The organism is Rhodococcus sp. MS16, from assembly GCF_013277795.1.
GTDB classification, from domain to species: Bacteria; Actinomycetota; Actinomycetes; order Mycobacteriales; family Mycobacteriaceae; genus Rhodococcus_F; species Rhodococcus_F globerula.
The window spans coordinates 1-7,809 of record NZ_VBTM01000032.1; the positions used below are offsets into that span (position 1 = coordinate 1).

1 protein-coding gene is annotated in these 7,809 nt (G+C 61.5%); it reads right to left on the reverse strand.

The genetic code is table 11. From position 1 onward, the window contains the following. On the reverse strand, positions 1–7,783 hold a 7,783-nt coding region (locus FEZ60_RS32060), incomplete at its 3' end, for a non-ribosomal peptide synthetase (RefSeq protein ID WP_172937935.1). Positions 7,784–7,809 lie beyond the last annotated feature (26 nt).

Consider the following 7,809-nt stretch of genomic DNA (forward strand, 5'->3'; position numbering starts at 1 on the left):
CACCACATTCCGCCGGCGAGAGTACGTTCAGCGCGCCGATTGACAGGTCCGGGTCGGTAACCGCTGCGTCGATCACACGGAGGACTCGCTGCATCATCTCGTCTATCACGTTGTGGTCGAAGAGATCTGGGAGGAACTTGATTGTCAGGTGTACTACCGCGTCGACGTGAGCGACCAGTCCGATCGGATAGTGCGCAGCGTCAACACCACTCACATCAACCACCCGCATACCCGCAATATCCGTCTCCGCAGTCAACCCACCACGATCGACCGGATACGACTCGAACACCGTCATCGTGTCGAACACCGCACCCGGCCCCGCCGCCCGCTGAATATCCGCCAAACCCACATACTGATGATCCAAAAGCCCAGCCTGCTCAGCCTGAATCCGGCCGAGAAGCGAACCAAGAGTCTCCCCCCGATCCAACCGAACCCGCACCGGCACCGTATTGACAAACAAACCGATCATCGACTCCACACCCGCAACCTGCGGAGGACGACCAGCCACCGTCGAACCGAACGTCACATCATCACGAGAAGTCCACCCACCCAACACAATCGACCACGCCATCTCGATCACCGAATTCACAGTCACCCCCCGACCCCGAACAAACGACATCAACCCCGCAGTCTGCTCCTCGGTCAACTCCCCGAACACATCCCGCGACTCGCGATACCGACGACCAGGATCGGCAGGCGCAACCAACGTCGGCTCGTCGACACCGTCGAATGCCTTGGCCCAGACGTCAAGTGACTCTGTCTTGTTCTGCCCGGCGATCCAGGCTAGAAAGTCCCGATAGGGACGTACCCGGGGCAGCGCCGCGCCATCGGTTGCGTAAAGCACCAGCACTTCCTTCAGAAGCAGTGGCGTCGACCAACCGTCGAGCAGCAGATGATGATTGGTCATCACCAGGCGATAGCTTCCCGGGCCGGTGCTGACCAACTTCCACTGCAACAGCGGAGCTCGAGTCGGTTCGAAGCGGGTAGCGCGATCCTCCGCCATCAGGTGATCCCAGGCACGAGCGCGGGCGCCGGAGTCCAATCCGGAAAGGTCGATCTCCGACCACGGTGCTTCGACAAAATCGTGCACCACCTGCACCGGCTGAGATCCGACGTCGGTGCGAAAGGCGGTCCGCAGATTCGGATTGCGATCGAGCACCGATTGGCAGGCACGGCGCAATCGCTGCGAGTCAACCTCACCCCGCAATTCGACAACCAACTGCACAACATAGGCGTCCACCGATCCCTCGGACGCCAACGCATGGAATAGCAAACCTGCCTGCAGCGGGGACAACGGCCACACATCACTCAATGCGGGGTACCTGTCCTCGAGCAGATCGATCTCACCTTGACCGAGACTGACCAAGGCCAGATCCGACGGAGTCCGGCCACCAACACCCGGGTGACCCGAGTCGGCGGCCAGCGCTGCCAGCGTTTCGGACCACATCCTCGCGGCCACTTGAACATCGCCCTTGCCCAGTATCCCTGTGGGGAACGACCAGATTGCGCGCAGTCTCGGCCTGCCGTCTTCGCCGTCGACGGTGAGAGCATTGATGTCGAGCACAGCCGGCAACGGCGTATCCGGATTTTGTGCACCACCCAGGTCGCTGTCTCCGTTGATCGGAATCCACGCCGCCCCGGACCCGTTCGATACAGCACCGGCGCCAACCCTGCCGAGATAGTTGAAGCCGATCTGCGGTGTTGGCAACTCCCCCAACACCAGTCCGGTGTCCTCGTTGAGATAGCGCAAAAGCCCGTAGCCGATCCCGTGATCGGGTACCGCCCGAAGCTGTTCCTTGACAGATTTGACAACAGCACCCAAGGCCGGGCCACCCGAACACGCATCGTCGAGATCGATGTCCGAAAGATCTAACCGCAGTGGGAAACTCGTGGAGAACCAGCCGATGGTTCGACTCAGATCCGAGCCGGGGACCGCACCTTCCTCGCGCCCATGACCCTCGAGCCCGATCAACACATCCGCAAGGGAGGGGCTGTCTTCGCGCCGCCATGTCGTGACCGCGACGGCGAGTGCCGCCAGTAGAGCGTCGACCACACCACCGTGGAACGCTTCCGGAACTGTGGTGAGGAGTGCCTCCGTCACTTCCGGGGGTACGTCAATCTCGATGGTGCCGGTGGTGGTGCTCACGTCGATTGAGGAGTCGAGGGGCCGAGACCCGATCATGGGGTCCTCGCCCCCAGCCATCGATTGCCACAACGCGAGTTCGGCTACCCGCTCCGGTCGACGAGCCGCCTCCACAAGCCCGTAGGCCCAACGACGCATAGACGTCCCGACCGGTTCCAGTTCCGGTGATCTACCGGAACTGATCTGCGACCACGCAATCGCCAGGTCAGGTATCAATACCCGCCACGACACCCCGTCGATGACCGTATGGTGAGCCACCACCAGCGCACAACCCTGATCGCCGGAATGTGGGGGATCAAACCAGACCACCTGCACTACGGTGCCAGTGCTGGGATCAAGTCGGTCCGCCGCAGCGTCCAACTCGTATGCAGTCACCTCACGGAAATCGGCGCCGCCACGCCCGGTCGATACTTTCCGAATTATCTTCTCTGCTTGAATTGATCCGACGGGCAGGACTTTCCAGCCCCACGATCCATGTGTGTCGGGACGCAATTGAGCCCGCAGCATGTCGTGATGGTCGAGCACCGCTTGTATCGTGCTCGCCAAGCTCTGTTCGTCTATTGCCTCCGGCAGATTCAGCATCACTGCCTGCGAGAAGCGATTGAATCCCGAGCCACCCCGCTCGACGAGCCACCGCATTATCGGCGTCAACGGAACCTCGCCGACACCACCGCCCGTCATTTCCTCCAACTTCGCTACGTCGGCCCCACCCGCCTCAACTGCTACCTCCGCCAACCCAGCCACTGTTTTACGCTCGAACACATCCCGCGGGGAGATGACCACGCCCTGAGCTTTTGCCCGCGCAGCAAGCTGAATCGACATGATGCTGTCACCGCCGAGGGCGAAGAACGAATCCTCCACGCCTACCGATTCGAGTCCGAGCACCTCCTCGAACAACCCTGCTAACGCCGATTCCATCTCGGTTACCGGAGCTCGGTATTCCTTCCGAACAGCAGAAAGATCCGGCGTGGGCAATGCGTCGCGGTCCAGCTTTCCGTTAGGGGTGACCGGCAACTCGTCAACCACCACCACCGCAGCCGGCACCATCTGCGCAGGGACCCGTCCTGCCACACAATCCACAATCACCGAAGTATCCAGGCCTACAGACGGTTCCGGCACCACATACCCGACCAACCGATCTTCCCGCACCGCAGCAGCCGCCCGAACCACCCCCACACACCCCAACAGCGCCGACTCCACCTCCCCCAACTCGATCCGAACACCACGCACCTTCACCTGCAGATCACCACGACCCACAAACTCCAACGCGAGACCCCCACCCGAAACCCGGCGCCACCGAACCACATCCCCCGTCCGATACAACCTCCGCCCACCGCCGCCAAACGGATCCGCCACAAACCTCGACGCAGTCAACCCTCTCCGATTCACATACCCGCGCGCCAAACCAGGACCCGAAAGATACAACTCCCCCACCACACCCACCGGAACCGGACGCAACCAACCATCAAGAACAACCTCCGCCACACCCCGAATCGGCCCACCAATCGTCACCGAATCCCCCACCACCAACGGCACACTCGCATTCGACTGCACCGTCGCCTCCGCCGGACCATACGTATTCACCACCACCCGACCCGGCGAACACCACCGCGCCACCAACTCCGGCGAACACACCTCACCCCCCACCACCACCGTCGACAAATCCACAAGCCCGGACGGATCAACAGTCCCCAACACCGTCGGCGTCAACGCAACATGAGAAACCCTCTCCCGCACCAACAACTCCCGAAGCTCGCCGCCCCCGAACACCCCCGGTGGAGCAACCACCAACCGACCACCAGACCCCAACGCCCACAACTGCTCGAGCACCGCAGCATCAAAACTCGGCGACGCGCCATGCAACACCACCGAGTCGGCGCCCAAACCGAACCGAACACACTGATCCACAACCAAATTCGCCAAACCCCGATGCGGCACCACCACACCCTTCGGCACACCCGTCGACCCCGACGTATACACCACATACGCCGCCCCATCCGGATACAGTGATCCACCCCGATCCACATCCGTCACCGGCCCAGCATCAAACCCCGCCAACGCACCCTCGAACTCGGGATCATCGAGCACCAACCACGGCACCGAACCCGGCAACACCCCACCATGCTCCGAAGACGTAACACCCAGCACCGCACCACAATCAGCAAGCATGAACTCCACCCGCACCGCCGGATACCCCGGATCAACCGCAACAAACGCCGCCCCCGACTTCGCCACCGCACACAACACCACCACCGACAACACCGACCGCGACAACGCCACCGCAACACACGACCCCGAACCAACACCACGGCTAATCAACAACCGCGCCAACCGATTCGACCAACCATCCAACTCCCCATACGACAACCGCTCATCACCACACACAACAGCCAGCGCGTTCGGATCCCGCGCAGCCGACAGTAATTCCGGAAGCACATGTTCTTTCGCGGACAAACCACCCTGAACTGGAGCCAGTTCCCGCCGCTCCGAGGGCGAGAGCACGTCCAGCGCTGCAAGTGGTAGGTCAGGATCTGCGACTGTGGTGTTGATGACACGCAGAACCCGCTGCACAGCACTGCTCATCGTGTCGTTGTCGAAAAGTTCCGGTAGATACTTGATTCTGATGTGTAGTCGGTTGTCCAGGTGCGCAACGACGCCGATCGGATAGTGCGCAGCGTCAACACCACTCACATCAACCACCCGCATACCCGCAATATCCGTCTCCGCAGTCAACCCACCACGATCGACCGGATACGACTCGAACACCGTCATCGAGTCGAACACCGCACCCGGCCCCGCCGCCCGCTGAATATCCGCCAAACCCACATACTGATGATCCAAAAGCCCAGCCTGCTCAGCCTGAATCCGGCCGAGAAGCGAACCAAGAGTCTCCCCCCGATCCAACCGAACCCGCACCGGCACCGTATTGACAAACAAACCGATCATCGACTCCACACCCGCAACCTGCGGAGGACGACCAGCCACCGTCGAACCGAATGTCACATCATCACGAGAAGTCCACCCACCCAACACAATCGACCATGCCATCTCGATCACCGAATTCACAGTCACCCCCCGACCCCGAACAAACGACATCAACCCCGCAGTCTGCTCCTCGGTCAACTCACCGAACACATCCCGCGACTCGCTGTACCGACGACCAGGATCGGCAGGTGCGACCAGGGTAGGGCTCGGGGCGCCGGCAAGTTGTTTGACCCACTCGTCCACAGATCCAGCGGTATCTTGCCGGTTGATCCACGCCAGGTAGTCGCGGTACGGGTACGCCCTGGGCAAGGCATCTTCACCTGCGGCATAAGCCAGCAGCACTTCACGCAACAAGAGTGGCGTCGACCAACCGTCGAGCAGCAGATGATGATTGGTCATTACGAGCCGGTAGCTCTGCGGACCTGTAGTCATGAGCAACCAGCGCAGCAGCGGCGCACGCGTGGGATCAAAACGGCGTGCTCTGTCAGCGGCCATCACCCGATCCAATTCCAGGCGGCGCGCTTCCTCGTCGAGTTCCGAGAGGTCCATCTCCGACCACACGACCGTCAGGTGTTCCTGGACCACCTGCACCGGCCCGGGTTCGAGGTCGGAGACAAATGCGGTCCTCAGATTCGGGTAGCGATCGAGCACCACCTGACCCGCCTGACGCAAACGCTCCGAATCGACCTCACCCCGCAATTCGACGGTCAATTGCACGACGTACGCGTCTATCGACTCCTCGGACAACAGGGCATGGAACAGCAAACCGGACTGAAGCGGGGACAACGGCCACACATCACTCAATGCGGGATACCTGTCCTCGAGCACGTCGATCTCACCTTGGCCGAGACTGACCAAGGCCAGGTCCGACGGTGTCCGCCCCCCGATGGGATGGTCGGCCAGCGCGGTCAACACTTCGGTCCACAACCGTGCCAGCTCGCTCACCTCGTCGACAGTCAGCACCCCCGTTGGGAATGACCACGTCGCACGTAATCGGGGCTTGCCCTGGCTACCGAGAGTCATGGCGTTGATCTCCAGGACGCTCGCTATCGGCATGTCAGGATCCTGAGCACCACCACGGTCGGAGCCGCCGAGCCTGCGATTTTCATCTAGTGGCGACCATCCGATTCCGTCTGAGATTGATGCTCCGACGCGCCCTAGATAGTTGAATCCGATCTGCGGTGTTGCGAGCTCCCGCATCTCAAAAGCGGTGTCCTCGTTGAGATACCGCAACAATCCGTACCCGATCCCGTGATCGGGTACCGCCCGGATCTGTTCCTTGACAGCTTTGACTGCGGCAGCCAATGCCGGGCCACCTGCGCAGGCGTCGTCGAGATCAATGTCTGCAAGATCCAGGCGCAGTGGAAAACTCGTGGTGAACCAGCCGACGGTACGACCCAGATCCGAACCGGGGACCGCGTTCTCCTCTCGTCCATGGCCTTCGAGCGCAATGAGCGTCGTGGCAATCGGGGCACCTGCCGACATCGGTCGGCGATCTCGCCGCCATTGCGTGACCGCGACTGCCAACGCAGACAGCAACCCATCGCTGACCCCACCGTGAAACGCCTGAGGAACTGTGGTCAGCAAGGCTTCTGTCACGTCGGTGGGCAGTTCCACGGAAACATGATCCGTCGATCCGTTCACATCGACCGACGGGTCGAGGGGCCGCGACCCGATCACCGGATCGTCGCCGGCCGTCATCGCTCGCCACCGGTCGAGTTCCGCTACTCGCTCCGGCCGACGGGCCTCCTCGACAAGCCCATGAGCCCAGCGACGCATCGACGTTCCAACCGCAGGCAACTCTGGTTCCACCCCAGCCACGATCTGCGACCACGCAATCGCCAGATCCGGCACCAACACTCGCCAGGACACACCGTCGATAGCCGAATGATGTACCACCACAAGAACACAGCCGTGCGCGCCATCCTCCACAGGTTCGAACCACACCACCTGCATCACCACACCGGCACCGGGATCAAGCCGATCCGCCGCAGCATCCAACTCCGCAGACGCGAGGTTGTTGAACTGGGAACTTCCCGGCTTCCCTCTCATCGGTACCCGGCAGATGAGGCGGTCCGCTCGAATCCCTCCTTCCGGCAACACCTCCCACGTCCAGCGGCCACCGGCTTGCTGCCGGAGCCGAGCCCGGAGAATGTCGTGATGGTCGAGCACCGCTTGTATCGTGCTCGCCAAGCTCTGTTCGTCTATTGCCGCCGGCAGATTCAGCATCAGCGCCTGTGAGAAGCGAGTAAACCCCGACGTGCCCCGTTCGAGGAGCCAGCGCATTATCGGCGTCAACGGAACCTCGCCGACCCCGCCCCCAGGCAGTTCTTCCAACGTGGCTGCCTCCAGTCCGTCACCGAAGACAGCAATCTCCGCCAACCCAGCCACTGTTTTACGCTCGAACACATCTCGCGGTGAGAAAACTATTCCGGTCGCCTTTGCCCGTGAGACCAATTGAATCGAAACGATGCTGTCACCGCCGAGGGCGAAGAACGAATCCTCCACGCCTACCGATTCGAGTCCGAGCACTTCCTCGAACAACCCTGCTAGTGCCGATTCAATCTCGGTTACCGGAGGGATGAATTCGCTGAGGCGCTCGTCAAAATCCGGTATGGGCAATACATCCCGGTCGATCTTCCCATTCGGCGTCACCGGTAACTCGTCAACCACCACCACCG